The organism is Lysinibacillus sp. GbtcB16, from assembly GCF_019091145.1.
Taxonomy (GTDB): domain Bacteria; phylum Bacillota; class Bacilli; order Bacillales_A; family Planococcaceae; genus Lysinibacillus; species Lysinibacillus fusiformis.
This window is the reverse complement of record NZ_JAGXJV010000940.1, coordinates 1-231: the sequence shown is the minus strand read 5'-3', so window position 1 is coordinate 231 and position 231 is coordinate 1. Positions and strand designations below refer to the sequence as shown.

Here is a 231-nt window from a genome sequence, read left to right as displayed (position 1 = left end):
AATCTCCTAATTAATGCTGATATGGAGAGGGTGGTAAAAATGAGTAAAAATATTATTGTATTTGGAGCAAGACAGGGGTTAGGTGACGCTTTTGTAAAAGGCTTACCCGTGAAGGGGGATACTGTATGGGTAGTATCACGTACACGACCTAAAAGCTTAGATATCAATGATGTCGTAAATCGTCAATGGCTTACTAATGATTTGTCTAGCCAACAACATATACCGTCATTA

Annotated in this window: 1 pseudogene; it reads left to right on the top strand. The window is 38.1% G+C overall.

From position 1 onward, the window contains the following. Positions 1-39: 39 nt before the first annotated feature. Positions 40-231 (top strand): annotated as a pseudogene (locus KVT27_RS26390) (short-chain dehydrogenase); the annotation flags it as partial.